This window comes from Xanthobacter nonsaccharivorans, from assembly GCF_043194755.2.
Lineage (GTDB): Bacteria > Pseudomonadota > Alphaproteobacteria > Rhizobiales > Xanthobacteraceae > Xanthobacter > Xanthobacter autotrophicus_G.
Map to the genome: position 1 here is coordinate 1,639,185 of NZ_CM195526.1, position 25,323 is coordinate 1,664,507.

A 25,323-nucleotide genomic window follows, 5' to 3' on the forward strand; every position below is an offset into this window, starting at 1 on the left:
TTCCTTCCCGGGCGCCTTCGGTCTAAAGGCATCGGCCCATGGCCTATTCTGTGAAGGAAATGTTCCTCACCCTCCAGGGGGAGGGCGCCCAGGCGGGGCGTGCGGCGGTCTTCTGCCGGTTCTCGGGCTGCAATCTGTGGTCCGGGCGGGAGGAGGATCGCGCCGCCGCCCAGTGCCGGTTCTGCGACACCGATTTCGTCGGCATGGACGGGGAGGGCGGCGGCCGCTTCCCGGACGCTCAGGCGCTGGCCGCGACCATCGCCGCCACCTGGGGCGAGGCCGGTGCTGCCCGCCGCTTCGTGGTCTTCACCGGCGGGGAGCCGCTGCTCCAGTTGGATGCGCCGCTGATTGCGGCGGTGCATGCCCATGGCTTCGAGATCGCGGTGGAGACCAACGGCACCGTGGCCGCGCCCGAGGGGCTCGACTGGATCTGCGTGAGCCCCAAGGCCGGCACCGTGCTGAAGCAGATGCGCGGGCACGAGCTGAAGCTTGTCTACCCGCAGGCCGACCTGTCGCCCGATGCCTTGGCGGCGCTCGATTTCACCCACTTTTTCCTGCAGCCCATGGACGGGCCGGAGCGCCTGCGCAATACGGAAGCGGCGGTGGCCTATTGCCTCGCCCACCCGCGCTGGCGGCTCTCCCTCCAGACCCACAAGATGATCGGCATTCCATGAGTTCGAGTGCGCCCCGCCGTGTGCGGATCACCCAGGGCTTCACCTTCGAGGCCGCCCATTTCCTGCCCAACGTGCCGGAAACCCACCGCTGCCGGCGCATGCACGGCCACTCCTACCGGGTGGACCTGACGCTGGAGGGGCCGGTGGACCCGGTGACCGGCTTCGTGGTGGACTTCTTCGACGTGGAGAACGCCTTCGGCCCGCTGCTGAAGCAGCTGGACCATTATTGCCTCAACGACATACCGGGCCTCGAGAATCCGACGGCGGAGATCATCGCCGCCTGGATCTGGGAGCGGGTGCGCCCCCTCCTGCCGCAGCTCGCCACCGTGCGGGTCTACGAGACGCCCATGTCGTTCGCGGAATATTCGGGCGACTGAGCGCACCGGGGCCCGGCCGCAGGCGGTCATCCCCCGGCGGGGTCCCCTGAGGCCGGGCTGGTGTCCGGCTTTCCCATGCAGGACGAGCAGGCCCCATGCCCCGCATCCGCTGGGGCATGGCGCTGGGCGCAGGCGCGAGATTCCGGCACCTGGAGCGCGAACCGAGCAAACCGAATCCATTCGCCCGGCGAAGCGTCGCCTCACGGGCAGATGGAGAACGCGTTCACCGGCCAGCTTGCGATGCAAGCTGGCCGGCGCGTGCTCTACGCCTCCGCCGCCTCTCCCGCCTTGGCCTTGCGCACGAACGCATGGAAGGCGGCGAGCTGGCCGGCGACGAAATCCCTGGTGCCCTGGTCGGTGAGGGTGCCGTCGGCGATCTTGGTGTGCGCCTGCGCCACCATCACCTCGGGCACGTTCATCACATCGGCGTCGACCGCCACCAGCACCTGCCGCAGGTGATACTGCGACCGGGCGCCGCCCATGGTGCTGGGCGAGGCGGACATGATGAGGGTGGGCTTGCCCTTCAGGGGCTGGGGCTTCAGCCGCGACAGCCAGTCGATCGCGTTCTTGAGGCCGCCGGGGACCGAGTAGTTGTATTCCGGGGTGACGATGACCAGCGCATCCGCCGCCCTCACCTTGTCGCCGACCGAGGAGACCTGGCCGGGAATGCCGGCGGCCTCGATGTCCCCGTCATAGATGGGCATCTCCGCGACCGAGGGGAGGATCTCGATGCTCACCCCGTCGGGCGAGAGCGGTTCGAGCGCGCGGGCGAGCGCCGCGTTGAAGGAGCCGCTGCGCACGCTTCCCACCAGAACAACCCATTTCATGGCGATGCCTCTTCCTGCCAGTCCCCGTCGCGCGGAATCGAAGCCCGCGTCGAAGCATGAGCATAACGGCACAGCCCCCGCTCGGGTTGCGCGGGCGCGAAAAAAGATCAGCCGATCCGCACCATGTGATTGTCGTAGCGCGGCCCGCCGGTGCGGCGCGCGGCGATGCCCACGCCCTCCGGCCCGGCAGAGACGAGGATGACCTCGCCATAGCCCGAGGCCGCGACGAAGGTGCCGGCCTCCCGGCCCGCGGCGAGGCCGCAGCCGTCCATGAGCGGCACGGCGCCGAGATAGCGCCCGTCGGCCTGCCACACCGCCACCCGGTTGCCGCGCGGCGAGGCGCAGGCCACGAGCCGGCCCGAGGGGTCATAGGCCACCGAGCCCACATAGCCCCGCAGCGCCCGCCAGTCCGCGTCCGGCGCCTCGAAGGCGGAAAGCGCTCCGTCCGGCCCGATGCGGAACAGGAGGGGGCGCGCCTCCCCGTCCTTCAGCAGGTCCTGCGCGGCGACCACCGTGCCGCCCTTGCCGTCACGGGCGAGGTGGCGCAGGGACAGGCTGGCGAGGTCGGGCGAAAGCCGCCCCTCGCCCCGCACGGCGCCGGTCGCCGGATCCACCAGGGCGATGCCGGAGCCCGTCACCTCTGCGTCCCGCGCCTCGGGCGTGTTGGGCTCGATGCCGCCGTTGGCGATCACCAGGGCGGGGCCGGACTGCATGAGGTCGTGCGGGCCGTCGCCGCCGCTCGGCCATTCGCCGCGGATGGCGAAGCCCCCCGCCACCTCGCGCACGGCCACCACGCCCCGGCCCATCACCCTGGCGTCCGGGTCCGGCCGCTCGATCTCGTTGGTCAGGAAGAGTGCGCCGTCCGCGGTGAAGCGGCCGTGGCCGGAAAAGACCCGGCCCTCTCCCGGGCCGAAGGTGGCGACCGCGCCGCCCTTCTCCCGGTCGAACACGATGGCGATGCGCCCCGGCCGGCGGCCCACCGCCACCGCCAGCGGCCCCCGCGGGCTCGCCTCGATGCCGTGCAGCCGCGTCGCCGATTCCGCCCGCTCCGCCGGCGCGAAGGCGGTGTCGAGCCCGAAGGCGCCGAAGCCCTCGCCCACGCCCGCCGTCGCCAGCCAGCCGCCGTCGACACCGGCCGCAGGCGTGCCGGAGCTTTCCGCCCGCGCCGGGCCGGCCGCCAGCAGCGCGGCCCCCGCGCCCATGAGGAAGCCCCGCCGGCTGAGGCCGGGATGATCGAGCATCAGGCGCCGCATGGGTCAGTCTCCATCCAGCGCGTTGAAGCCCAGGGATATGCCGAAATAGGCGGCGATGGGCTTGTAGACGGCGAGCTGCGCCGCCTTGAACGCCTTGATGGAGGTCTGGATGGTGCTGACGCCCTGCGCCGTGGCCACCGCGGCCCCGAGGTCCGGCGGCAGCTTTTCGGCGGCGGCGTCGGCCGTGGTGGCGGCCTTGGTGACCACATATTGCGGGCGGCTCGGCATCTGCGCCGCCACCGCGGTCAACAGCGCATCGGCGCTGCGGACCATGTTGGCGGCGATGCGCGAGGAGCGGCCGGAGCGCCAGCTGTCCGCGAGCGTGGGCTTGGCATCCGCCGGGCTGCTGCCCATGACGGGCATCAGCTTGGTGTCGGTCACCCGCTGGAAGGCTCCGGACAGGTCGGTGAGGATCATGCCCGGAAGCGCGCCGAGGTCCGGGAACAGGGCCGGATCGCCCTTGCCCGAGACGATGGCGCCCAGCACGCCGGCGCCGCGATCGCCCCACTGGGTGCGGACCTCAGCGGTGATGGTGGCAAGGTTCCTGGCGATGGCGGTGCCCAGCGCACAGCGTCGCGCCGCCTCGGGGCCGGAGACCAGGGCCTCGGCCGCGCCTTCCTCATAGAGCAGGCGCTCCAGCGCCGGTAGGCCCTGCACCGCCGCGCTCGCCTGGGAGAAGCGCTCCGGCTCGAGGCGGGCGGCGTCCGTGTCGGCGAGGATCTCGGCAAGGCCCCGGGAGATGGCGTTGCGCCGGTCCGGGAAGAAGGAGATGCGATCCGCCCTGAGCGACAGGCTGATGGGGCCGAAGGTGATGAACTCCACCGCGTTCCAGGCGTCCGCGGTCTTGCCGTAGGCGTCCTTCAGCGCCGGGACGCCTGCCGCCGCCGGCTTGGCGCAGAAGCCGGTCCAGGCGCCGGACTGGGCGGCGGCGGCGGCGGACAGGGCCTCGTAGCGCGGCAGCAGCCAGCCCTCGATCAGCGGAATGGGATCAAGGGACGGACTCGCCGCCAGGGCCGGCGCGCTGGCCCCGAAGGCGAGGGTGGCGGTGAGGAGGAGACGTGTCGCGGTGGCTGAAAGGGAGGAGAACATGGCGTCCCGCGCAAGGCTGATGAATTAGAGAGAGGAAACGTATTGTAACAGAGCCGCCCGCTCCGGGGCGGAAAGCGTGCTGAAGCGCCGCGCCGCGGCGGCGGCTTCCCCGCCGTGCCAGGCGATCGCCTCCGTCACGCTGCGGGCGCGGCCGTCGTGCAGCAGGCCGGTGTCGAGGGCGATGGCCTCGGAGATGCCGGCGAGCGGCGCGGTGCGCCATTCGGATACGCCGGCGCCGGGCTCCGGCATGGTGTCGGCGAGGCCGGGGCCCATGTCGTGCAGCAGCAGGTCCGTGAACATGCGCGCCGTGCCGCCGTCCTTGGTCGGCAGGGCGGGGCGGTGGCAGGCGGCGCAGCCGGTGGCGGCAAACAGGCGCTTGCCGGCCTTGAGATCCTTCTCCGCCAGCGCGTTGGGCTCGGGCGGCGGAAGCGAGGCCACATAGGCCACCACCCGGTCGAGCAGCGGGCGGCCGATTTCCAGCGCGTCGTCGGCGGTGCCCTCGGTGCGGTTGGCGGTGCCGTGGGGGGCGGCGCGGCAGGCGGCCTGCGTTACGGTGCAGTCGCCCCAGGGCTCGGGGTGGTAGAGATTGGACAGGCCAAGGTCGAGGAAAAAGGCCTCGGCCGACTGGCTGGCGAGGGTGGGCTGGGCGGCCTTCCAGCCGAACCGGCCGAGCTCCACCGTTCCGTCCGGCCGCACGATGCGCCGGGCCCGGCCGGAGACGCCGTCCTTGCCTGTGGCCTGTTCCTGCTCGATGGCGAGCAGCGCCGAATCCGGCACCCGGGCCAGCGCCCCGCGACCCTTCAGGTCCGGCGCCACGCGCAGCGACAGGCCGCTTGCGGGATCGAGCGGGCCGTAGCCCAGCGCCTCGGGATGGGGCTTGCGGGCGATGCGACCGTCCGGCAGCGGCGTGTCGGTGATGCCGATGATGCCCTCCGGGGGGATGCCCGGCACCGCATCGATCTGGAAGCGCTTGCCATAGACGGGGTCGCCGCTGCCGTCCGGCCGGGCGATGACCAGCACGAAGCCGCGGCCGGCGGTGCCGTTTTCCACGCGCGCGGGCGCCCGGCCGTCGCGGGGGTGGCAGGAGGCGCAGGAGCGGGCGTCGAACAGGGGGCCGAGGCCGTCGTCGCCGCGGGTCGAGGCCGGGGCCGGCACCCAGGGGCGCTTGAACAGCGCCTTGCCGATGGCGAGGTCCAGCTGGTCCAGCTTCTCCGGCGGCGCCTCTTCCCCGGCGCGCGCCGTCGCCGGCAGGGCGAGAAGCAGGAGGGCAAGGGCCATCCGGCCGGCGACCCGGCGGGTGAGGCGGCCGGCGCGGGCGGCCATCACGCCACCCGGAACCAGCCCATCAGGCCGGAATCCATATGTTCGAGAATGTGGCAGTGGAAGACCCAATTGCCGCTGTTGGCCCGGAAGGCGATGTCCACGCTCTCGTTGGGCTCGACCAGCACCGTGTCCGCCAGATAGGGCGGGATGCCCGGCTTCTTCGACGAGGAGAGCACCCGGAACACATGCCCGTGCAGATGCATGGGGTGGACATGCTTGGTGACGTTGGAGATGGAGAGGATGTAGCTCTCCTGATCCTTCAGCACCTGCAGCGGCGGCGGCAGGCGCAGGTCCGCCCCCGCGCCCCAGGAGGTGCGGTTGATGGCCCAGAAGGTCTTGCTGCCGACGCAGGCGGAATCGATGAGCGCCTTCGCCAGGGGATCATCCGCGGGCAGGGGCGGGGCGATGGCGGTGGCGCCGGCGGAGGTCTGCACCAGGAAGTCGAGCTTCGTCGCCCGCTTCACGTCCGGCAGCGGCACCTTCGCGGCGGGCAGGGCCTTGGGCCTGAAGGGGGTCTTCTTCTTCCCCTTGTCGACGGCGACGAGGGTGGTCAGCAGATAGGGCTCGGCGGTGCGGTAATCATAGACCTTCACCTCCTCGCCCGGGCCGGGCATGCGCACATGCACATCGGCGCGCATGGCGGCGCCCATGCGCCAGATCTCGTCCGGCAGCCGGGACAGGGGGAGGGGGGTGAGCGCCTGCCCGTCCACCGCGATGAGCGCGGCCTCCTCGGTCTCGCAGCCGAGGTCGATGGTGCGGGTGGAATCGGCGACGATGACGCGCAGCCGCACGTCGCCATGAGCGGGGGCCTCCACCCGCGGCGGCGTGACCGAGCCGTTGGTGGCGCGCACCGTGCCGAAGGTGCCGGCGGTGGAGGCGCCCTCGTCGGTGAACGCGGGCAGCCAGCGGCCCTGGTCGTCGAGCCGCCAGTCCTTGACGACGATGATGTGCTCCAGGTCGAAGCCGAGCCTGGCGTCGGCCGGGTCGTCCACGATCAGCAGCGCGAACAGGCCGCGGCCCACCTGGCCGGTCTCGTCACAATGGGGATGGAAGAAATAGAGGCCCGGATCAGGCAGGGGCACGTCGTAGGAGAAACGCCCGCCGGTGGGCACCGGCGCCTGGGTGATGGGCGACACCCCGTCCGACAGATAGGGCACGCGGATGCCGTGCCAGTGGACGGTGGTGGGGCTCGGCAGGCGGTTCTCGAAATCCACCAGCAGGCGCGTTCCCATCGGCGCGCGGACGCTGAGGAAAGGTGTGCCGTTATAGGCGCAGAAGCCCTGCGTCTTCGGCCTGTCGGGACCGAGGAGCGCCACCTCCATCTCCGCGGCGGAGAGGGAGAGGTGGCGCACCGGCGCGCTCTTCGGGAGCGTGTCGCGGGAGACAGGCATCCTGCCGAGCGCGGAGGGGGCGAAACCGGCCACCCCCGCCGCTGCGCTGCCCAGCAGCATGGCCCGCCGCGATATCATCAGCAATGCCTCACTTCTTCTTCACGGCCTTCGGGTCGTCCAGGCTCTTGGAGCCTTCCATCTTGATCTGCAGCTTCAGGGCCGCGACGCCGCGCTCGATGGCATGGGCCTGGGCGACGAGGGCGTCCACGCCGTCCTGGATGAGCCGGGCGCCCTTCTCGTTCCCTTCCACCAGCATCTGGTCGTAATAGATCTCGCCGGCATCGGCGGTGTCCTTGATCTTCTTCAAGGCGGCCAGCGCCGCGTCCGACTTGGCGTCGATCTCGTCGGCGATCTTGGGGTCCGCCGCGCGCACCAGGTCCGCCACCGCGGGGCCGGTGACGGTGGCGCCGTCCGGCTTGGTGAAGCGGCCGTAATAGACGTCGCGGATGCCCACCTCGTCATAATAGTGCGCGTTCTGGGTGTTGTTGGAGAAGCAGTCGTGCGCCTCCTCCGGGTCGTGGAGGATGAGGCCGAGCTTCATGCGCTCGCCGGCGAGCTCGCCGTAGGAGAGGGAGCCGAGGCCGGTGAAGATGACGCCGAGGCCGGCCTTGTCGTTCTTCTTCAGGAGCGTGGTGCGCGCGGCGCCCTTGGTGGCCCACAGGCCGGCCATGGCGTCGAGGTCGGCCACCAGCGTCTCGGTGGCCACCTTGAGATACTGGGCGCGGCGGTCGCAATTGCCGTTGGTGCAGGCCTTCTGGTCGTAGTCGGTATAGGGCCGGGTGCCGGAATGGGCCGTCGCGGTGTGCAGGTTCTGGCCCCACAGCAGGAATTCGATGGCGTGCCAGCCGGAGCCGACGTTGGCCTCCACGCCGCCCGCCGTGTTGAGGCTGCGCAGCAACGCCGGCGTGATCTTGGTGGTGTCGATGGTCTTCTTGCCGATGCGGATCGACTTCGACGCGATGACATTGGCGGTGTAGAGCGGATTCTCGTCCGAGGTCTCGCCGTAGCTCTTCTTGTCCACGTAGTCGATGAGGCCCTCGTCGAGCGGCCAGGCGTTCACGCCGCCCTCGATCTCGTCCACCGCCTTGTTGCCGAAGCGGAAGGCCTCGGTCTGCTGGTAGAAGGTGCGGGCCGACTTCCAGGCGTCGCGCGCCTTGGCCAAGGCGTCGGCGCTCGGGGCGTCGAGGAAGGCGTTGATGGACGTCTGCATCTCGCGGGCGGTGGCGGCGGAAGCGCCATACATGGCCTGGGCGAGGTCGGCGTAATGGACAAGCACATCGCGCGGCTTCGGCGCATCGGCGAAGGCCGGGCTCGCGAAGACTGACACCGCGGCGACGACTGCGCCAAGAATATGCGCGCGCATCGACCTGTTCTCCTCACATTGCATATGCGGTCGGCTGTCGGGCTGGAAAGCAATATCGAAGCCGGGCGGGAGCTTAGGTGTGCCCTCGGCGGGCGGCAAGGGCGCGGCGAGAGGATGGAATTGTTCCATTGTGTTGATCTTGCCGGGCGCCCTGCTTGCCCGAAGACAAAACGACGCATGTAGTAGTGAAGTTACGTAACGAAACGCTGGAATCGATGTAAACTGGAGATTTAAACTGGCGTGCTGCCGTGGATACTTGGATGGCGGAATTCCGTCGCTTTCGGCGGGGCGCGGGCGCGGCGCCTGCGACTTTGGTCCACCCGCGTTTCCTTTTATTTGAATAATTCAAAACAATAGCTGCTTGGATGACACTCCGACGACGTTGGTGGTACCTTTCTTTTCGGCTGGCCCGTGGGGCTGCCATTTCAGATCCGCCTTGCCGTGTCCGTATCGCATTTGCCCGTGTCGCCTTTTGTTTCCCTGTCCGGCTGTTCGGCCGGGCTTCCGCGGCCTTCGGCGCGCGGGAGGTGCGTGTAGAGGAAGTCCGCCCATGATCGCCGCCCTGCTGATCGTCTTTCGCGAGGTCCTCGAGGCGGGGATCGTCATCGGCGTGGTGCTCGCCGCGTCCGAGGGCATCCGCCACCGGGGCAAGTGGATCACCCTCGGCGTCGCCGGCGGGCTTGCCGGATCGGGGATCCTCGCCTTGTTCGCCGACCAGATCGCGGGCACCTTCGAGGGCTCCGGCCAGGACATCCTGAACGCCGGCATCCTCGCTGTCGCGGTGGTGATGCTGGTGTGGACCGTCGTGTGGATGGCGACCCACGGCCGCAAGAAGGCGGCGGAGATGAAGGAGCTCAGCCGCCGGGTGCAGGAGGGCGAGCATTCCCTTCCCGCGCTCGCGGTGGTGGTCGGCATGGCGGTCCTGCGCGAAGGGGTCGAGGTGGTGCTGTTCCTGTTCGGCTTCGTCAGCACGGGGGCGGAGACCGCGGGCAGCGTGGCTTTGGGCGGCCTCCTGGGGCTCGCCGGCGGGGCGGCGGTGTCCCTGGTGCTCTACCTCGGTCTCGTCACCATTCCGCTGCGGCACCTGTTCAAGGTCACCGCCGTGCTCATGACGCTGCTTGCGGCCGGCCTTGCGGCGCAGGTGGTGGGCATCCTGCAGGATGCGGGCTTCATCCAGTCGCTGGCGGATCCGGTGTGGAATTCCAGCTGGCTGCTGGCGGACGACGGTGCCGTCGGCCGCGTGCTGCGCACCCTGGTCGGCTATCGCGCCCAGCCCACGGGCATGCAGCTTGCCGCCTATCTGGGCACGGTGGCCTTCATCGTGGTCTGCACCCGGCTGGCGAACGGGCGCCCCTCCGCGCACCGTCCCTCGGCGCGCGCGCCCCGCACGGCGGCCGAGGGCCGACCGGCCTGAGGCGTTCCGCCGGGGTACTTTTCCGGCGCGGTGCTGTATCCGGCAGCGGCATGTTTCGCTATGCTTCCCGGGAGAAATCTCCGGCGCCAGCTCGCCTGACGAGGGCCGGGGAAGGAGGGAGCGCCGTGACCAGCCATTCCCCGACCAGCCGCGCCGGCAAGGACGGCACCCGGCTGTTCCTGCGCGTGGATTTTCCCGATGGCCGCCGGCTCGGGCCCGGCAAGATCATGCTGCTGGAGGCGATCCGCGAGCATCGCTCCATCCTGTCCGCCGCCAAGGCCATCGGCATGAGCTATCGGCGCGCCTGGCTGCTGGTGGACGAGCTGGACCGCATGTTCGAGCAGCGGGTGATCGTCACCTTCCCCGGCCGCCGCGGCGCCGGCACGGAGGTGACCGCCTTCGGCGAGCGCATCATCGCCCTCTACCGCGCCATGGAGCGGCAGGCCGCCAAGGCGACCCACACCGCGCTCGGCGAGCTCACCCAGGCCCTTGCGGCCGAGTACCAGCCGAAACCACACGCAGAGCCGGATGAGCCGGAGGGCGCCCCGGCGCCGGGTGCGAAGGCGGCGGGTTGAGAATCTCCGCCCCCGGCGAGGAGAAGCCCGGGGGCCGGCTGTCCACGGTGACGGCCTTGATCATGGCCCACACCGTCATGCCCGGCTCGAGGCCGAGGCGCAGCACGCTCTCCTGCGTCACCAGCGAATGCAGCTTGCCGTGGGCAAGGCTCACCTCCACGTCGGAGAAGGGCCCCTCCGCGCGGGTGATGCCGGAAATGGTGCCGCAGATGCGGTTCGTCACCGATACGTCGATGGGCCGCGACAGGGAGAGCGACACGTCGCGGGAGCGGATGCGCGCCCGCGCCGGGGCACCCACGGGGCGGCCCACCAGCGGCACGCGCAGATCCCCGTCGGCGAAGGAGACGGTGGACAGGCCCATCTCCTCGTCATGCCCGGTGACCGTGCAGTCGAAGATGGTGCCGAGGTCGAAGCGGCCGATGATGGGCAGCAGCTCGGGCCGGGAGAGCACGTCGGCGAGGGCGCCGCAGGCCAGCACCTTGCCGTCGCTGAGCGCCGCCACGGCGTCGGACAGGCGCAGCACCTCCTCGATGGAATGGCTCACATAGAGGATGGGCAGCTTCAGCTCGTCCCGCAGCAGCTCCAGATAGGGCAGGATCTCGCCCTTGCGCATCTCGTCGAGGGAGGCGAGGGGCTCGTCCATCAACAGCAGGCGGGGCTGGGAGAGCAGGGCGCGGCCGATGGCGACGCGCTGCTTCTCGCCGCCGGAGAGGGTATGCGGCTGGCGCTTCAGCAGGTGGCCGATGCCCAGCATCGCCACCACCGTGTCGAACTTGATGGTGCGCGCCCGCCGGGTGCGGCGCTCGCCGTAGCGCAGGTTGCTTTCCACGCTCATGTGCGGGAACAGGCGGGCGTCCTGGAACACGTAGCCGACGCCGCGCTGCTCCATGGGCAGGTTGATGCCCTGCTGCGAATCCCAGAACACCACGTCGCCCACGGCGATGCGCCCGCGATCCGGCGTGAGCGATCCGGCGACCAGCTGGATGATGGTGGTCTTGCCGCAGCCCGAGCGGCCGAACAGGGCGGTGATGCCCATGTCCGGCGCCATGAGGTTGGCTTCCAGGCAGAACCCGCTGGAGCGGGCGAGGGTGACGTCGATCTCGATCATGGCCGCCCCCTCAGACCTGCCCGAGGGCGAATTTGATGCGGCGGTCGGCCATCTCCGCGAGGATCAGGGAGCCCAGCGCCAGGATCACCGACACCACGGTGAGGCGCAGCGCCATGGCGTCGCCGTCGGGCATGTGGGTGGCGCTGTAGATGGCGAGCGGGATGGTCCGCGTCTGCCCCTCCACGTTGGAGACGAAGGTGATGGTGGCACCGAACTCGCCCAGCGCCGAGGCCAGCGAGATGAGGCAGCCGGAGAGCACGCCCGGCATCATCAGCGGCAGCGTCACCGTGAAGAAGGCGTCGAGCCGGCTGGCGCCCAGGGTGCGGGCGGCGGTCTCGATGCCCTTGTCGATGCCGCCGATGGCGAGGCGGATGGCGTTCACGGTCAAGGGGAAGCTCACCACCGCGGCGGCCACCGTGGCGCCGGCGGTGGAGAAGATGAGGGAGATGCCGAACCACTCGTGCAGGTACTGGCCGAGATAGCCGCGATTGCCCAGCGTGATGAGCAGCAGATAGCCAACCACCACCTTGGGCAGCACCAGGGGCAGGTGCACCACGCCGTCGAAGATGCCCTTGCCGGGAAAGTCGAAGCGCGCGAGCACCCAGCCCACCAGGATGGCCGGGGGCAGGCTCCAGATGGTGGCCCAGAAGGCGACCTGAAGGCTGAGCCTTACGGCGATCCATTCCTCGGGAGTGAGCATCAGCAAGGTCCGCAATGACGCCGCCGGCGTGCGCGCCGAAGGCCCGCGGCGGAAGATTAGGCCAGGAGAGAGCGCCGAACAGCCTCTATCGCAAAGGATGGTGCGCGGCGTTCCCCGCTCTTCGGGTCCGGAAACGGAGAACCCGACCCGGCGGGCAATCCGGCCGGACCGGGTCCAGGTCCTGAAATTTACCAAGCAAAAGCCGTTCCGTTCCCCGCAGGGAGGCGGAACGGCGGGCAGGTCACGGCCTCACTTCACCGAGAAGCCGTACTTCTGGTAGATCGCCTTCGCCTCCGGGCCCTGCAGGAAGGCGAAGAAGGACTTGGCGGCGGGGGTGTCCTGGCCCTTGACCAGGGCGAAGGGGTATTCCACCGGCGGGTAGCTGTCCGCCGGGAAGCTCGCCACCACCTTCACATTCTTGGCGATGGCCGCGTCGGTGGCATAGACGACGCCGTAGGGCACCTCGCCGCGTTCCACCAGCGCGAGCGCGGCGCGCACGCTCTCGGCGCCGACGATGCGGGGGCCGACCTTGTCCCACAGGCCAAGGTTGGTGAAGGCGGTCTTGGCGTAGACGCCCACCGGCACGCTGTCGGTGAGGCCCGTGGCGATGCGGCCGTTGGGACCGAGCAGGGCCTCGATGTCCATGCCCTTGGCGATGGTGACCGGCTTCGCCTTGTCGGCGGGGGCCACCAGCACCAGCTCGTTGCCGAGCAGCTTCACGCGGGTGGCGGGCAGGGTCAGGTCCTTGCCGTCGGTATAGTCCATCCACTTCAGGTCGGCCGAGGCGAAGATGTTGGCCGGGGCGCCGGCCTCCATCTGCTTGGCGAGCGACGAGGAGGCGGCGAAGGAGAATTTGACGGGCGTCTTCTCGCCCTTGGCCTCATAGGCCTTGGCAATGTCCTGGAGGGCGTTGGTGAGGCTCGCCGCGGCGAACACCGTCACCGTGGTGTCGGCGCTGGCGGCGGTCACCTTGGCGGCATCCTCGGCCCGGACGGGAGCAAAGCCTGCGGCGGCAAGGATGAGGCCCGCAACAAGGCCGCGGCGCAGAAGGAACGTCGACATGGCAAAAGTCCCCTTTGGCAATGGTTCGCCGATGGTATGTTCATTCATATACAGCATGCCGCAGGGAAACAACAGCTTCGCCGTGGCAATGCAATCCGCCACCGGCGTGAAGCTTGGCAATGAAACGATTATGCTGCGGTGCGGCACGCGGCCGCGCCGGGCACGTCAACGGCCCGGCTCAAACGCTACCAGCCCATCAGCTTGAAGGCGGCGGCACCCGGGGCGAGCATGGCGAAGGCCCACACCGCCGCGCTCGCCACGTTCGCCACCTGGAAGGTGACCTGCCGCATGGCCAGTACGCCGGCGATCAGCGGCACCACCGCGCGCACCGGCCCGAAGAAGCGGCCCACGGCCACGCCCCACACGCCGAAGCGGTGGAAGAAGTCCTCCGCCCGGGCGACCAGGTCTGGTCGGCGGGAGAGGGGCCACAGCGTCTTCGCCCGCTCCTTGTAGTGGAAGCCGAGCCAGTAGGAGATGGCGTCCCCCAGCGCCGCGCCGGTGGCGGCCGCGAGCCAGATGGGGAAGAAATGCAGCCCGCTGGCCTCGATCAGCGCGCCGATGGCGAGCAGCAGCACCGTGGCGGGGATGAAAAAGGAAACGAGGGCGAGCGATTCGCCGAAGGCGAGGCCGAACACCACCGCGGGGGCGAGCGCATGGTTCTCCTGCACGAAGGCCGTGGTCGCCGTGACGATGGACTGGACGTCGATCATGTCTTCTCCTGCCGGCAACATCGGTGCGCCGGCCGCATCGCGCACGGGGCTGGTTGAGTCCGCGCGCGGGCGCTGCGGCCTCCGGCTTCTCCCTTCCTGCCGGAGGAGTGCGGCGCGAAAAAGGTGCGGCCGCGCTTCGCGCCCGCGGGGCGCATCATTCGCGGGCCGGGCGTGGCCGCGGGGCGGGATATGACGGCGCCGGCGCCGGAAAACGCCCTGCTTTCCCGTTGCCGCCTTGAAATTGTCATGGGGATGCGTCATATCCGCTGTCGTAGCGCCCCGGGGGAAGTCCATTTCCTCACTGTCGCGCGCTCGGGCCGCGTAGCGGAGACCGCCGCAGCTTCCTTTGCGAGAAGCATGACGAGCGGCTTTGCCCGACTTCATCTTTTGCCCTTGGACACCCCAGGCCACGCGGGATGTCGAATATCCCCGCGATCCGCGCTGCGCCGCATGCGTGCGCCGGTGCCGTTCGCATATGAAAGTCAGAGCTTGACCTCTTTTTCGACCCTCGGCCTCGCCGAGCCCATCGTTCGCGCCTTGACCGAAGCGCAGCACGTCACTCCCACCCCCATCCAGGCCGAAGCCATCCCGCAGGTTCTCGCGGGCCGCGACCTCATCGGCATCGCCCAGACCGGCACCGGCAAGACCGCCGCCTTCGCCCTTCCCATCCTCGACCGCATCGTCCGCCATCCCCGCCGCCCGGAGCCCAAGAGCGTCCGCGCGCTGGTGCTGTCTCCCACCCGCGAGCTCTCCGGCCAGATCGTCGACAGCTTCGAGAAGTTCGGCCGCCATGCCAACGTCTCGGTGGCGCTCGCCATCGGCGGCGTGCCCATGGGCCGGCAGATCCGCACCCTCGCCCGCGGCGTCGACGTGCTGGTCGCCACCCCCGGCCGGCTCATCGACCTCGTGGAGAACCACGCGGTGAAGCTCGACCAGGTGGAGGTGCTCGTCCTCGACGAGGCCGACCAGATGCTGGACATGGGCTTCGTCCACGCCATCCGCGCCATCGTGCGCCGGCTGCCGCACAAGCGGCACTCGCTGTTCTTCTCCGCCACCATGCCGCCGGCCATTTCCGAGCTGGCGGGGTCCATGCTGCGCGATCCGGCGCGGGTCTCCGTGACCCCGGTGGCCAAGACCGCCGACCGGGTGGAGCAGCGGGTGATCCACGTGGACAAGCCCAACAAGGCCCATCTGCTGGCCGAGGTGCTCTCCACCGAGGACATCGACCGCGCCCTCGTGTTCGCCCGCACCAAGCACGGCGCGGACAAGGTGGTGCGCGTGCTCGCCAAGTGCGGCATCGCCGCCGAGGCCATCCACGGCAACAAGTCGCAGAACCAGCGCGACCGCGTGCTGCTCGCCTTCCGCGAGGGCAAGATCCGCACCCTCATCGCCACCGACATCGCCGCCCGCGGCATCGACGTGACGGGTGTCAGCCACGTCATCAACTACGACCTGCCCAACGTGCCCGAGAGCTACGTGCACCGCATCGGCCGCACCGCGCGCGCCGGCCGCGAGGGCATCGCCATCTCCTTCTGCGATCATGAGGAGAGGGCGTTCCTCAAGTCCATCGAGCGGCTCATCAAGATGCAGATCCCGGCGAGCGACCGCCGCGGCGCCGGCGCCCGGTTCCAGGTGCCGGATGCCGAGCCGATCCTCCTCGAGGATCGCGACGAGACCGCCGAGCGCAACGACTACGTCGGCCGTCCCGGCGGCCGGCAGAACCACCGCGGCCAGCGCCCCCGCAACGGCGAGCGCCCGGAAGGCCGGTCGTCCGGAGAGGGTCGGGCCCGCAACGGCCGCGGCGAGCAGTCGCGCGCCGAAGGTGCGCGGGCCGAGGGCCAGTCCCGCGGCGAGCAGGCGCGTCCCCAGGGCGCCCGTCCCCAGAAGCCGCGCGGCGAAGGCCGTCCCGGCGAGCGCGAGCGGCGCCCGGAGGGCGCGGGCAACGCGCATCAGGGCGGCCACCGCACGGGCGGCGGCGCCCAGCCGGCGCGTGGCGAAGCCCGCGCCGAGGGCCGGGGCGAGGCGCGCAGCCCGCGTGCCGAGCGCGGCGGTCAGCGGCAGAGCAACGAGATGGGGGGCATCGGCTTCATGAAGGCCGTGCCGAACCGGGCCGATGCGCGTCCGTCCGCTGGCACGGGACCGGTCAAGCGCCCGGTGCGCTGAATCCCAAGGGCGCGCGGGCGGCGCAAAAAGCACGCCGGCGCGCATCTCTCCTATGGGCTATCGAACGATTTCGTGAGATAAGCCCGGCCAATTCCGCCCCCTGGAAGCGGGGCAACCGGAGACGACTATATGGCGAAGGAAGAACTGCTGGAGTTCGAGGGTACGGTGACCGAGGTGCTCCCCGACGGCAATTTCCGGGTGCGCCTCGACAATGATCATCAGATCCTGGCCTATGCCGCCGGCAAGATGAAGAAGAACCGCATCCGCACCATCGAGGGGGACCGCGTGGTGGTGGAGATGTCGCCCTACGATCTCGATCGCGGCCGCATCAACTTCCGCCACAAGGCCGAGGGCAACGCCCCGCCGCCCGGCGCCCGTCGCCAGCAGAACTTCCGTCGCCGCTGAGTTCCGTGCGCCCGGCTTCGGCCGGGCCGGACGTCCACCGCACGGCGGGGATCGCCGCGCGGGCACCGTGAGCCGCGTGGATGCGGCAACAGGGGTGCGCATCAACATGGGGTGTGCATGGAGCTGCGGCTGACAAAGGCGGTGGTCGTGGCGGCGCTGGCAGCCTTCTGCCTGCTGGTCGCCTATGGCAACCTGAGCGACTACGGCTCCAACTACCAGTTCGTGAGCCATGTGATGAGCATGGACACGACCTTCCCCGGCAACGCGCTGATGTCCCGCGCCGTGACCGATCCGGCGGCATGGCGCGTCGCCTATGCCCTCATCATCGCCTGCGAGGCGGTCAGCGGCCTGCTCCTCGCCGTGGGCGCCGTGGCCATGCTGGCGCGCCTGAGGGCGCCTGCGGCCAGCTTCGAGCGGGCGAAGGGCTTCGTTTATCTCGGCGCCGCGCTCGCCTTCCTCACCTGGTTCTTCGGCTTCATGGTGGTGGCGGGCGAATATTTCGCCATGTGGCAGTCCCATGAATGGAACGGGCAGGAAGCCGCCTTCCGCTTCTACATGGCGGTGCTCGGCGTGCTCCTCCTCGTCGCCCTTCCCGAACGTGAGCCCGGCGCGTCGTAGAACAGGCGATCCTTCGTTCCGCCGCGCCCCCTTCCCGCAACCCTTGCCTCTTTTGCCGCCGCGGCTACCTTGCCCCGAACCGGGCCAACCGGACGCGCGCTCCCGGGCGCGATGAGGATGGGAGGAGTGGGTGCCGCCACCGTTCACCGTGGTTCGCGGGGGGCTTGAGGCCGAGGCCTCGGCCGTGGCCCTGCGCGGCGTGCGCATCGCCTTCCCGTCGGCCGCGCGCGACCAGAACCCCTTCATCGCCGTGGACGGCGTGCATCTCGACGTGGCGGATGGCGAGTTCGTCGCCATCGTCGGTCCCACCGGCTGCGGCAAGTCCACGCTGCTCAACGCCACCGCGGGGTTGCTCCAGCCGGCGGCGGGCACCGTCTCCATCTTCGATGCGCCGCTTCACGGCCTGAACCGCAAGGCCGGCTACCTGTTCCAGGCCGAAGCCCTGTTCCCCTGGAAGACCGCGGTGGAGAACGTGGCCATCGGCCTGGAGGTCGCCGGCACGCCCCGGGGCGAGGCGCGCGAGGCGGCCCGCGGATGGCTCGCCCGCGTCGGCCTGTCCGCCTTCGCCGAGCGTTATCCGCACATGCTCTCCGGCGGCCAGAGGAAGCGCGTCGGTCTTGCCCAGGTGCTGATCCGCGATCCCAAGATCCTGCTCATGGACGAGCCGTTCGGCCCGCTCGACGCCCAGACCCGGCAGATCATGGGCAATCTGCTGCTGGACCTGTGGAGCCAGGACCGCAAGGCCGTGCTGTTCGTGACCCACGACCTGGAGGAAGCCATCTCGCTCGCCGACCGCGTGGTCATCATGGGGGCCGGCCCGGCCTCCCGCATCATCGGCGAATGGCGCGTGCCCATCCCGCGCCCGCGCGGCATCGACGTGCGCCTGGAGCCCGCCTTCCACCAGCTGCACCGGGAGATCTGGTCCGCCCTCAGGGACGAGGTGGTGAAGGGCTATCGCCAGTCGGAGGCTGTGGGCTGAACCATGCGCTCGCGTCTCTCCCTGCTGTTCCTTCAGCTCCTTGTCGCCGTCGTCCTCATCGCCGCCTGGCATTTCGGCTCGACGGTGAAGGTGAACATGCCGGCCCTCGCGCCGAAGCCCTTCTATCCGCTCGATCCCTTCTTCTTCTCGACACCGCTCGCGGTGTTCGAGCGCACGTGGAAGGATTTCTACACCGGGGTCATCTGGTATCACCTCGGCATCACCTTGCTGGAGACCGCGCTCGCCTTCGTCATCGGCGCGGCGGGCGGGGTGCTCATCGGCTTCTGGTTCGCGCGCAAGGCGGTGCTGGCCGCGGTGTTCGACCCTTATGTGAAGATGGCCAATGCGCTGCCCCGCGTGGTGCTGGCGCCCATCTTCGCCCTGTGGCTGGGCCTCGGCATCTGGTCGAAGGTGGCGCTGGGGGTGACGCTGGTGTTCTTCATCGTCTTCTTCAACGTCTACCAGGGCGTGAAGGAGGTGAGCCCGACGCTGCTCTCCAATGCCCGCATGCTGGGCATGAGCGAGCGCCAGCTCATGCGCCACGTGTTCTGGCCTTCCGCCCTCACCTGGATGTTCTCCTCGCTGCACACGGCGGTGGGCTTCGCGCTGGTGGGCGCGGTGGTGGGCGAGTATCTCGGCTCCGCCGCGGGCCTTGGCTATCGCATCCACCAGGCGGAGGGCGTGTTCGACGTGACGGGCGTCTTCTCCGGCATGCTGGTGCTGGCGATCTTCGTCATCATCATCGACACGGCGGTAAGCGCCGTCGAGAACCGCCTCCTCGTCTGGCGCCCGGCGCCGGCCGGGCAGGGCTGACAACAAGACACGGGAGGATAAGAGGATGCGGATGTTCAAGTTCGCCGCGGCGCTGGCCGTCGGCCTAGCCGGCGCGGCCTTCGCCGGGCCCGCCTCGGCGCAGCAGGCCGAGAAGCCGAAGCTGACGCTGGGGGTGGGCGGCAAGCCGCTGCTCTATTACCTGCCGCTGACCATCGCCGAGCGGAAGGGCTTCTTCAAGGACGAGGGGCTCGACGTCTCCATCAATGACTTCGGCGGCGGCGCCAAGTCGCTCCAGGCCCTCATCGGCGGCTCCATCGACGTGGTGACGGGCGCCTACGAGCACACCATCCGCATGCAGGCCAAGGGGCAGGACATCGTCGCGGTGATCGAGCTCGGCCGCTTCCCGGGCATCGTGCTGGTGGCCCGCAAGGACCGGCCGATCAAGAGCGTGAAGGACTTGAAGGGCGCCAAGATCGGCGTCACCGCGCCGGGCTCCTCCACCAATTTCTTCGTGGACTTCCTGCTTTCCAGGGAGGGCCTGAAGCCGGAGGACGTGGCCTTCATCGGGGTCGGCGGCGGCGCCTCGGCGGTGGCGCAGATGAAGCGCGGCGAGATCGACGCCATGTCGAACCTCGACCCGGTCATCACCAAGCTGGAGGACGACGGCGACGTCACCATCCTCGCCGACAGCCGCACCGAGGCGGGCAACCAGAAGATCTTCGGCGGCGAGAACCCGGCGGCCGTGCTCTATCTGAAGCGCGATTTCGTGGAGCAGAACCCCGTCACCACCCAGAAGCTGGTGAACGCCTTCTACCGAGCCCTGGTGTGGCTGAAGACGGCGACCCCCGAGGACGTGGCCGCCGTGGTGCCGGAGGAGTACCTGCTCGGCGACAGGGCGCTCTACCTCAATGCGGTGAAGAACTCGCTTCCGGTGTATTCACGTACCGGCTTCATCCCCGAGGCGGGGATGAAGAACGCCCTTGGCATGCTGGTGGCCTTCGATCCTGAACTGAAGGCGGCGAACATCGACCTGAACAAGACCTTCGATGGCAGCTTCGTGGCAAAGGCGGAGAAACTCTCGAAGTGAGTCAGGGCCAATTGCGGAGAAATTGCGTGCGGAAAAAGGCGCGGACGGCGGTGGAAAATCGTTGCCGCCGCCCTTGAATGGCCGCAGTCAGCCGCTATCTATGCATCAACCCAAGCCGCCGGATGTGGTGCGCCCTACGGCGCCAACATTTGCGGGAGACGGACGGATGTACTCCGATCCTGCCGCGGCAAAGGGTGTTCGTTCCTCCGCTTTCCATTGTCATGGATGTGCGGAGGGGCGAGCCGAGCGGACAGTTCTTCGTCGGCCTCTTCTTCGTTTCCTTCGGGCCGCGACGCGAAAGCCTTACACATCGAACTCGTCCTGAACCGCGCCCCCCGCAGCGCTGCGACCTGTGTCGCCGTGCGCCGCAGGGGCGATCGGCGTTTCGCGCGCACACCCGCCGCGACGCCGCGCACAGGAGGCCTCCATGGCCACGGGTACCGTCAAGTTTTTCAATTCCCAGAAGGGTTTCGGCTTCATCCAGCAGGATGAGGGCGGCCCCGATGTGTTCGTCCACATCTCCGACGTGGAGCGTTCCGGCATGTACAGCCTGAACGACGGGCAGAAGGTGTCCTTCGACATCGTCCCCGACAACCGCGGCAAGAGCAAAGCGGCGAACCTCGCGGCCCTCTGAGGCCTCGGGCACCGGTGCCGGAGCCCGCGCCGATCCGCTTGCGTCACAAGCCGATCGGCGGGCTCCCGGGCTGGTGAGCAGGGCGCCCCGGCCGTCGGCCTGAGCTGCGCCAGAAAACAAAAGCCCCGGCCATCCTCCTGGATGGCCGGGGCTTTTTGCGTTGAGGGCGCAGGCGCCGGGATCAGCGCAGCACGTAGACCGTCGCGCCCACATGGACGCGGTTGTAGAGGTCCACCACATCGTCATTGGTCATGCGGAAGCAGCCCGAGGAGACCGCCTGGCCGATGGTTTCCGGCTCGTTGGAGCCGTGGATGCGGTAGAGGCTGGAGCCGAGATACATGGCCCGCGCACCGAGCGGATTGTCGATGCCGCCGGGCATGTAGCGGGGCAGGTCCGGGCGGCGGCGCAGCATCTGCGACGGCGGGGTCCAGGACGGCCATTCCTTCTTGGCGCTCACCGTCTTGACGCCCGACCACTGGAATCCGTCGCGCCCGACGCCGATGCCATAGCGGATCGCCTGCCCGCGCGCGGTCACGTAATAGAGCCGCCGCTCGGAGGTGCGGATGATGATGGTGCCGGGCGCATATTTCGGATCGACGGAAGCCATCTGCCGGCCGATGGGCGAGGAGCTGCCCACATAGCCCATGCCGGCCGGAGGGCTGCCGAACAGCTTGCCGAAGTTGAAGATCTCGTAGCGGTCGTCGGCCCGCGCCGGCCCCGCCGCCAGGATCGCAGCCGCGGCAGCGGCAAGCGCAAGCGATTTGAAGTGCGTCATGGTACGTCTCGGCTGAAGAACGAAGGTGAACACACGTCTTGGAGCGTGGCCGCTCGGTCAGGTCACATGTTGTCGCCGCAAATCGGACAAGACTGCAACCGCTTTGTGGCAACCCGGTTCCGCCCGCACAGGAGTGTGATCACCTTTTCCCCCGCCTGCGTCCCCGCGGCAACGTTCAAGCCTTGCCGGCTACCTCCCGCGTGAAGGCGGCGAGGGTGGAATTGAAGCGCTCCGCGGCCTCGATGAAGGGGGCGTGGCCGACCCCATCATACAGGTCGAGGCGGGCGCCGGGGACAATGCGGGCGATATGCTCCGCCATGGCGGGGGAGACCACCTCATCGCGCGCGCCGTGCGCCACCAGCACAGGCCGGTCCAGGGTCCTGAGCAGTTCGTCATAGTCGCAGGCGCGGTCGAACAGGTTGGCGCGGACCGGCGGCGGCACCATCATGTTCACGCCGAACAGCTGGTCGAACAGCGGCTGCGGGATGGGCGCCGCGAAGCAGTGGCGTAGGAAGGTGCGGGTGGCAGCGACGTTCTCGGCGACGTCGGTGCTGCACATCTGCCGCATCAGGCGGTTGCAGCGCCCGTAGAACCGCCGTTCGTTAGCCGTCGCCGCATCCACGAAGACGATCCCGCCGATGCCCGCGGTACCGTGCGCGGCCACATAATCGCAGATGATCCGCCCGGCGTAGGACCAGCCCACCAGCACCGGCCGCACCAGATCGCAGGCGGCGATGACGGCCGCCACCTCGTCGGCCCAGCGGGCGGGCTCCCTGTAGAATTCCGGCGTGGCGGGGCGATCGGACGCACCGTGGCCGCGGAAATCGTAGGTGGCCATTCGGAAGCTCGAGAGGGTGGGGCTCGCCGTCTGGCGGCTCCAGCACAGTCCCGCCTGGGAGAAGCCGTGGATGAAGAGGAGCGAGGGACCCTCCTGCGCCCCGAACAGCTCGGCGGCGATGCCGACTCCATCGGGGGTGGTTACCCGCAGGGGGCGTCGGGCGGGGGAGGAAGGCGTGCTCATGCTTCGTGTCCGGTAAGGTGAGACGGTCTGTGTAGAGCATTTTCGCGGGCGACGGACACCGTCCCACGCAAGGAAAATGGCGCCTGGACAAAAGTGCGCTTCGCGGGATCGGCATGCGTCGCGCCTCCGGCTTTTGCCGGAGCTTTGGCCACGGTTGGGCGAATGGTATAGAGCAGGCCGATCGCGGCAGTCCGAAAACGAGGCGGCGCACATGCAGATGAAGATGGCAATCCGGTCCCGGCTCTCGCGCGCCCTGACGGCGGTGGGGGCCCTCGGGCTCGTCGTGGCCGCGGGCCACGCAGCTTCGGCGACGGAGCGCTACATGGCCACCGGCCTGCCGTTCTTCGACCCCTATCGGATCGCCATTGCAAGCCTCGACATCGACGGCGGCAAGGTGTCCGGCACGCTGGCTCCCCCCGCTGGCGACCCGCGCGCCGCCTTGCCGGTGTCCGGAACGATTGCGGACGGGGTGTTGCACCTCACCATCGGCTCGGGCGCAGAGGCCTACACCCTTGCCTTCACGCAGAACGAACGCGGCCTGCATCGCATCTGGGAAGAGACGGCCGTGGTTCCCGGCATCGATGCGGTCTCCCTCTTCCGTCCGGCGGCTGGCTTCTCCGAGCCGGCGTTGGCGCTCCAGCACGATGCCGATAATTGGTGCGGCGGCCTCTATGGCGGCCTCAACGTGAGCCTGCGCGCCGGGGACCTTGTCGCCCAACAGGCCGCGCCGGCGGGCCTTGCCGATCTGGACGTGATCGTCGAGCCGCAGCAGGGCGGCAGCGCGAAGGTGAAGCTGAAGGACCTGTGGGGCCGCCTGCGCCTTGCAGCCCGGTCCGGGGATGACGTGACGGTGGACATCGCCGTGCCCCCGGGCACCGAGGCGAAGATGGCGCAGGACATCCGCCGTGTGCCGCAGGTGGTCGCCGTGGACCTGCCGGGTGTGTGCGGGGAGACCGCCCTCGCCGTGGTTCCGCGGGCCAAGGTTGCTGATGGCGGCAAGGTTTCGGATGCCAAGCTCAAGGCCTATGCGGACACGGTTCTCGCGCGGCTGCTGTCCGGCGCGGCGCCGGAAGGGACGGCCCCGGGGGCGCGCAAGTTCAAGATCCAGTCGTCCTCTGTCGCTCCCGGTGATGGCGGGCAGCTGGTCTACCGGGCCAACGTCACCGGCGAGGCGGAGGCGACACGCCTCGGGAAGGGAAGCTGGGACCAGTACACGCTGACCCTGACGCCCCTCGTCACCGCGACTGATGCGGCCGACACCATCTCCTTCCTCCCGCAGGTCTCCGACCTGAAGGCCGCGAAGAAGGCCGGGCCGCAGGCGCCGGCGGATTCCGCCTTCAAGCCCGTGGATGATTCCGAGATGGTGGCGGGCATCACCCAGCGCCTCGTCTCCTGGCTCGCGGCGACTGAGGGCACCCGCTGCGTCTTCCTCACCCGCGTGCCGTTCGACGAGCCGGAAGGCAGCCTTTCCTGCGCCAACATCGCCATCGATGAGGCGCAGCTCCCGGACGAAAATTGAGGTTCAAGCTGAAGGTCTGGGCTCGCGCGGCATGGCGACTATTGGATGTGGGGCGTCATGAGTCCCAGCGCGTGCCGATCGGTGGATCTTCGGGGTCCATATCTACTTTAAAATAAAAGACCACGCTCCGGTTATGGGCTGGAGCGTGGTCTTTTCGTCTGAAGAGACATTGGAGCACTCCTCCTTTCCTCCCGTCACGGCGCCGACCGCAAACGAGGAGGCGATTGATGACCAATCGACAGCAGGACGGTTCCGGCAACCTCGCCGATGATCGCAAGCGGTTCGGCCGCAACGACTGCGCCACGCTGCTGCACCACCATCTGATCGGATAACGCGTTCTGTCCGTTCGAGATTGGAGCGCGATCGGGAAAGGGGCCGCATCCCGGCCCTCGCCTTCATCAGGTGACGTCTTTTCATGCGGGCGCAGGCGTCGGATGATGCGCTGCCGATGTCATGGGGAGGGAGGAAATGGTGGGCGATGCAGGGATTGAACCTGCGACCCCTCCCGTGTGAAGGGAGTGCTCTCCCGCTGAGCTAATCGCCCTCGCCATTTGCGAGGAGCGCGGTTTAGGGCCCCGCGCCCCTTCCTGTCAAGAGCCCCTTGTCGAGGGGCTGGGGATGACGCCGAAAATGCCCGCGTTTACGCGATGTTGCGGGCGAGCAGCGCGTCTACGGCCTGCTCCAGCTCGGCGAAATGGTGAATCAGCGCGTCGGCGCCGAGCTCGTGGGGGGGCGTCTCCGTATAGCCGAAGGAGACGGCCACCACGGGCACGCCGGTGGCGCGCGCCGTCAGCACATCGGTGATGCTGTCGCCCACCATGATGGTCTGGGCCGCCGAGCCGCCGGCCGCCGCGATGGTGGAGAGGAGCGGCAGCGGGTCCGGCTTGGAGCGGGCGTAGGTGTCGGCGCCGGTGATGACGGCGAAGCGCGGGGTCAGCTCCAGGGCATCCAGCAGCAGCCGGGCGAGATGCTCCAACTTGTTGGTGCAGACCGCGAGGCGCGCGCCCCTTGCCTCCAGCCGGTCGAGGGCCTCGATCAGCCCAGGGAAGGGGCGGGAGCCGACGGCGATGTTGTCGGCATAATGGGCGATGAACCGCCGGGTCATCGCCTCCACCTCCTCGTCCGGCAGGCTGACGCCTTCGGATTGCAGGGCGCGCACGATGAGAAGGCGCGCCCCGCCGCCGATCATGTTGCGGGCGGCGGCGCGGTCCACGGGCGGGATCTTGTGGCCGGACAGAACCATGTCGAGCGCGTCCAGCAGATCGGGCGCTGTGTCGACAAGGGTGCCGTCGAGATCGAAGGCAACGACGGGAGGCGAGAGGGGGGCAGTCATGTGTGGGCGTCCTTCCTCGGGGACAGTCAAGGTATTTGGGGGCGCCGACCCCACCCTGCCTTAAATCCTGCCGCTTTTTCGCGCGAGCGTCCCGTCGCTCCCGCAGGCTGCGGCCGCATGGCGCAGCCTGTCCGAGGTGACCCAACAGG

At 69.3% G+C, this 25,323-nt stretch carries 25 protein-coding genes and 1 tRNA gene; 12 read left to right on the plus strand and 14 right to left on the minus strand.

Translation table 11 applies throughout. The annotated features are described in order from the left end of the window. Positions 1-38 precede the first annotated feature (38 nt). Positions 39-674: a 7-carboxy-7-deazaguanine synthase gene (queE, locus tag V5F59_RS07505; RefSeq protein ID WP_393982532.1), complete on the plus strand. Its 636-nt coding sequence runs from the start codon at positions 39-41 to the stop codon at positions 672-674. Positions 675-694: 20 nt separating this feature from the next. Then, a complete protein-coding gene (gene queD / locus V5F59_RS07510; RefSeq protein WP_393982595.1) occupies positions 695-1,051 on the plus strand; it encodes a 6-carboxytetrahydropterin synthase QueD in 357 nt (118 codons plus the stop codon). Between the two features lie 263 nt (positions 1,052-1,314). Here the strand turns inward: queD and V5F59_RS07515 are convergent, their stop codons facing one another. The 6 genes from V5F59_RS07515 to V5F59_RS07540 all read right to left on the minus strand — a co-directional run bounded on the left by V5F59_RS07515 (position 1,315) and on the right by V5F59_RS07540 (position 8,297). Further along, positions 1,315-1,878 (minus strand): NADPH-dependent FMN reductase, encoded by a 564-nt coding sequence (locus V5F59_RS07515; protein WP_393982533.1) that lies wholly within the window; start codon positions 1,876-1,878, stop codon positions 1,315-1,317. Between the two features lie 107 nt (positions 1,879-1,985). Beyond that, complete coding sequence (locus tag V5F59_RS07520) at positions 1,986-3,131, minus strand: DUF1513 domain-containing protein (protein ID WP_393982534.1); 1,146 nt, start codon at positions 3,129-3,131, stop codon at positions 1,986-1,988. Positions 3,132-3,134: 3 nt separating this feature from the next. Beyond that, complete coding sequence (locus tag V5F59_RS07525) at positions 3,135-4,220, minus strand: imelysin family protein (protein ID WP_393982535.1); 1,086 nt, start codon at positions 4,218-4,220, stop codon at positions 3,135-3,137. A 24-nt stretch (positions 4,221-4,244) separates the two neighbouring features. Next, on the minus strand, positions 4,245-5,543 hold the full coding sequence (locus tag V5F59_RS07530; RefSeq protein WP_393982536.1) for a di-heme oxidoredictase family protein: 1,299 nt from the start codon (positions 5,541-5,543) through the stop codon (positions 4,245-4,247). Next, on the minus strand, positions 5,543-7,012 hold the full coding sequence (locus V5F59_RS07535) for a multicopper oxidase family protein (protein WP_393982537.1): 1,470 nt from the start codon (positions 7,010-7,012) through the stop codon (positions 5,543-5,545). The genes V5F59_RS07530 and V5F59_RS07535 overlap by 1 nt, the downstream gene beginning before the upstream one ends. A 10-nt stretch (positions 7,013-7,022) precedes the next feature. Beyond that, positions 7,023-8,297, minus strand: coding sequence for an imelysin family protein (locus V5F59_RS07540; protein WP_393982538.1), 1,275 nt, complete (start codon positions 8,295-8,297; stop codon positions 7,023-7,025). A gap of 550 nt (positions 8,298-8,847) precedes the next feature. Here V5F59_RS07540 and V5F59_RS07545 point away from each other — a divergent pair. Together V5F59_RS07545 and V5F59_RS07550 are read left to right on the plus strand one after the other, a co-directional pair. After that, positions 8,848-9,711: an FTR1 family iron permease gene (locus V5F59_RS07545; RefSeq protein ID WP_393982539.1), complete on the plus strand. Its 864-nt coding sequence runs from the start codon at positions 8,848-8,850 to the stop codon at positions 9,709-9,711. A 125-nt stretch (positions 9,712-9,836) separates the two neighbouring features. Further along, positions 9,837-10,286 carry a winged helix-turn-helix domain-containing protein gene (locus V5F59_RS07550; RefSeq protein WP_393982540.1) on the plus strand — a complete coding sequence of 150 codons (450 nt, stop codon included), beginning with the start codon at positions 9,837-9,839 and terminating at the stop codon, positions 10,284-10,286. Here the strand turns inward: V5F59_RS07550 and modC are convergent. The 4 genes from modC to V5F59_RS07570 form a co-directional block, all read right to left on the minus strand. Then, positions 10,189-11,394 carry a molybdenum ABC transporter ATP-binding protein gene (gene modC / locus V5F59_RS07555; RefSeq protein WP_393982541.1) on the minus strand — a complete coding sequence of 402 codons (1,206 nt, stop codon included), beginning with the start codon at positions 11,392-11,394 and terminating at the stop codon, positions 10,189-10,191. The two genes, V5F59_RS07550 and modC, sit on opposite strands and share 98 nt — an antisense overlap. A gap of 10 nt (positions 11,395-11,404) precedes the next feature. Further along, positions 11,405-12,094, minus strand: coding sequence for a molybdate ABC transporter permease subunit (modB, locus tag V5F59_RS07560; RefSeq protein WP_393982542.1), 690 nt, complete (start codon positions 12,092-12,094; stop codon positions 11,405-11,407). A gap of 249 nt (positions 12,095-12,343) precedes the next feature. Further along, on the minus strand, positions 12,344-13,156 hold the full coding sequence (modA, locus tag V5F59_RS07565; protein WP_393982543.1) for a molybdate ABC transporter substrate-binding protein: 813 nt from the start codon (positions 13,154-13,156) through the stop codon (positions 12,344-12,346). 185 nt (positions 13,157-13,341) lie between these two features. Next, the gene (locus V5F59_RS07570) at positions 13,342-13,866 is read right to left on the minus strand and encodes a DedA family protein (protein WP_393982544.1); all 525 of its coding nucleotides are present in this window, start codon (positions 13,864-13,866) and stop codon (positions 13,342-13,344) included. 450 nt (positions 13,867-14,316) lie between these two features. Between V5F59_RS07570 and V5F59_RS07575 the strand changes: the two genes are divergently transcribed. The 7 genes from V5F59_RS07575 to V5F59_RS07605 all read left to right on the plus strand — a co-directional run bounded on the left by V5F59_RS07575 (position 14,317) and on the right by V5F59_RS07605 (position 20,526). Next, on the plus strand, positions 14,317-16,029 hold the full coding sequence (locus V5F59_RS07575) for a DEAD/DEAH box helicase (protein ID WP_445329490.1): 1,713 nt from the start codon (positions 14,317-14,319) through the stop codon (positions 16,027-16,029). Between the two features lie 129 nt (positions 16,030-16,158). Further along, a complete protein-coding gene (infA, locus tag V5F59_RS07580) occupies positions 16,159-16,434 on the plus strand; it encodes a translation initiation factor IF-1 (protein WP_012115181.1) in 276 nt (91 codons plus the stop codon). A gap of 117 nt (positions 16,435-16,551) precedes the next feature. Beyond that, the gene (locus V5F59_RS07585; RefSeq protein ID WP_393982546.1) at positions 16,552-17,052 is read left to right on the plus strand and encodes a DUF2165 family protein; all 501 of its coding nucleotides are present in this window, start codon (positions 16,552-16,554) and stop codon (positions 17,050-17,052) included. Positions 17,053-17,182: 130 nt separating this feature from the next. Beyond that, positions 17,183-18,031 (plus strand): ABC transporter ATP-binding protein, encoded by an 849-nt coding sequence (locus V5F59_RS07590; RefSeq protein WP_393982547.1) that lies wholly within the window; start codon positions 17,183-17,185, stop codon positions 18,029-18,031. A 3-nt stretch (positions 18,032-18,034) separates the two neighbouring features. Further along, a complete protein-coding gene (locus tag V5F59_RS07595; RefSeq protein WP_393982548.1) occupies positions 18,035-18,844 on the plus strand; it encodes an ABC transporter permease in 810 nt (269 codons plus the stop codon). Between the two features lie 25 nt (positions 18,845-18,869). After that, positions 18,870-19,892, plus strand: a complete 1,023-nt coding sequence (locus V5F59_RS07600) for an ABC transporter substrate-binding protein (protein ID WP_393982549.1) — start codon at positions 18,870-18,872, stop codon at positions 19,890-19,892. A gap of 427 nt (positions 19,893-20,319) precedes the next feature. Next, positions 20,320-20,526 (plus strand): cold-shock protein, encoded by a 207-nt coding sequence (locus V5F59_RS07605; RefSeq protein ID WP_393982550.1) that lies wholly within the window; start codon positions 20,320-20,322, stop codon positions 20,524-20,526. Between the two features lie 181 nt (positions 20,527-20,707). Here the strand turns inward: V5F59_RS07605 and V5F59_RS07610 are convergent, their stop codons facing one another. After that, positions 20,708-21,301 (minus strand): L,D-transpeptidase, encoded by a 594-nt coding sequence (locus V5F59_RS07610; protein ID WP_393982551.1) that lies wholly within the window; start codon positions 21,299-21,301, stop codon positions 20,708-20,710. A 175-nt stretch (positions 21,302-21,476) separates the two neighbouring features. Continuing rightward, complete coding sequence (locus V5F59_RS07615; RefSeq protein WP_393982552.1) at positions 21,477-22,322, minus strand: alpha/beta fold hydrolase; 846 nt, start codon at positions 22,320-22,322, stop codon at positions 21,477-21,479. A gap of 211 nt (positions 22,323-22,533) precedes the next feature. Between V5F59_RS07615 and V5F59_RS07620 the strand changes: the two genes are divergently transcribed. Then, positions 22,534-23,841 carry a hypothetical protein gene (locus tag V5F59_RS07620; protein WP_393982553.1) on the plus strand — a complete coding sequence of 436 codons (1,308 nt, stop codon included), beginning with the start codon at positions 22,534-22,536 and terminating at the stop codon, positions 23,839-23,841. A gap of 469 nt (positions 23,842-24,310) precedes the next feature. Here the strand turns inward: V5F59_RS07620 and V5F59_RS07625 are convergent. Together V5F59_RS07625 and gph are read right to left on the minus strand one after the other, a co-directional pair. Then, positions 24,311-24,385, minus strand: a tRNA-Val gene (locus V5F59_RS07625). Positions 24,386-24,481: 96 nt separating this feature from the next. Further along, the gene (gene gph / locus V5F59_RS07630; protein WP_393982554.1) at positions 24,482-25,174 is read right to left on the minus strand and encodes a phosphoglycolate phosphatase; all 693 of its coding nucleotides are present in this window, start codon (positions 25,172-25,174) and stop codon (positions 24,482-24,484) included. Positions 25,175-25,323 lie beyond the last annotated feature (149 nt).